Origin of the sequence: Burkholderia sp., from assembly GCF_018375725.1 — a bacterium.
Taxonomy (GTDB): domain Bacteria; phylum Pseudomonadota; class Gammaproteobacteria; order Burkholderiales; family Burkholderiaceae; genus Burkholderia.
Window position 1 is genome coordinate 1 of record NZ_JAHACR010000511.1, and the last position, 1541, is coordinate 1541.

The 1541-nt window shown below is 68.4% G+C and carries 2 protein-coding genes; one reads left to right on the plus strand and one right to left on the minus strand.

Features of this window, described 5'->3' with window-relative positions; translation table 11 throughout:
- The coding region (locus KH616_RS24940) for an HAD hydrolase family protein (protein WP_292254906.1) at nucleotides 1–163 on the plus strand (163 nt) is incomplete at its 5' end.
- A gap of 50 nt (nucleotides 164–213) precedes the next feature.
- Here KH616_RS24940 and KH616_RS24945 read toward each other — a convergent pair.
- The gene (locus KH616_RS24945; protein ID WP_292254903.1) at nucleotides 214–1395 is read right to left on the minus strand and encodes a cystathionine beta-lyase; all 1182 of its coding nucleotides are present in this window, start codon (nucleotides 1393–1395) and stop codon (nucleotides 214–216) included.
- Nucleotides 1396–1541 lie beyond the last annotated feature (146 nt).

A 1541-nucleotide genomic window follows, 5' to 3' on the forward strand; every position in this document is an offset into this window, starting at 1 on the left:
CGAACCGGGCCGCGCCATCGCGATGGGCGACGGCTCGAACGACCTGAAGATGATGGCCGAGGCCGGGCTGTCGGTGGCGTTCCACGCGAAGCCGGTCGTGCGCGATGCGGCGACCGTCGCGTTCGATCACGTCGGCCTCGACGGCCTGCTGCGCCTGTTCTGACGGAACCCGCCGGCGCGGTCTCGCCGCGCCGGCGCTTCACGCCGCCCCGCTCAGACGAGCGCGGCGCGCATCGCACGCTCGATGTCCGCGCGCAGATCGGCTTCGTCCTCGAGCCCGACGTAGAACCGCACCAGCGTGCCGCGGTGCGGCCACTCCGGACGCATCGACGCGACGTCGTACGGCATCGCCAGACTGCATGCGCCGCCCCAGCTCCAGCCGATCGCGAACAGCTCCAGCGATTCGACGAACCGGTCGATCTGCGCCGGCGAGAAACGCTCATCGAAGATCACCGAGAACAAGCCGCCCGCCGCGGTGAAATCGCGGACAAACGACGCATGACCCGGACAGTCCGGCAGCTGCGGGTGCAGCACGGCGGCGATCTCCGGCCGCGCCTTCAGCCACAGCGCGAGCGCGAGCGCGCTTCGGCTGTGCGCGTCGAAACGCACCTGCATGCTCGGCAGGCTGCGCAGCACGAGCGAGCAATCGTCGACGGACACACCGATCCCGCAACGCATCCGCGCGAGCTTCAGGTGCGCATGCAGCGCCGCGTCGGCGGTGATCGTCGCCCCCATCAGCACGTCGCTGCCGCCCGACTGGTACTTGGTCAACGCCTGCACCGAGATGTCGACGCCATGCTCGAACGGCTTGAACGCGAGACCGGCCGAATAGGTGTTGTCGATCGCGGTGACGATGCCGTGCTGCCGCGCGACCGCCGTGATCGCCCGCACGTCGGGCACCTCCATCGTCACCGAACCGGGCGCCTCGAGCCAGATCAGCCGCGTGTTCGGCCGGATCAGATCCGCCACGCCCGCGCCGATCATCGGATCGTAGAAACGCGCGCTCACGCCGAAATCCTTCGCGAGCCATTTGCCGAAATCGGCGTTCGGGCCATAGACGTTGTCCGGGATCAGCACGTCGTCGCCCGCTTTCACGCAGCCGAAGTAGACGTTCATGATCGCCGCGAGCCCCGACGGCTGCAGCAGCGCGTACCGGCCGCCCTCGATATCGGCGAGCCGCTGCGCGAGCGCAAGCGACGTCGGCGTCGCGTGCAGGCCGTAGCGCCACTGGCCGTCCTCGCGCCAGTCGAGGTTGCGCATCGTCGCGAGATCGGGGAACACGACCGTCGACGCGCGCTCCACCGGTGTGGCGAACGAACGGAAACCGTCCGGAATGATGTCGTCGGGTTGGACGATGCGGGTTTGCAGCCCGCGCTTGGAAGTGGATGCAGTCATTGCGATGAGCCGGAAGGGAGCCGAACGGTTGCTAAACAGACCGTAAGCTTAGCCAAAACGGTCGTGTTTGGCCCGGTACAATGCGCGCCCCGCACACCGAGCCAGCGATGCGGTCAGTCGTCGGTTCGCAGGCTGGCGACGCCGCC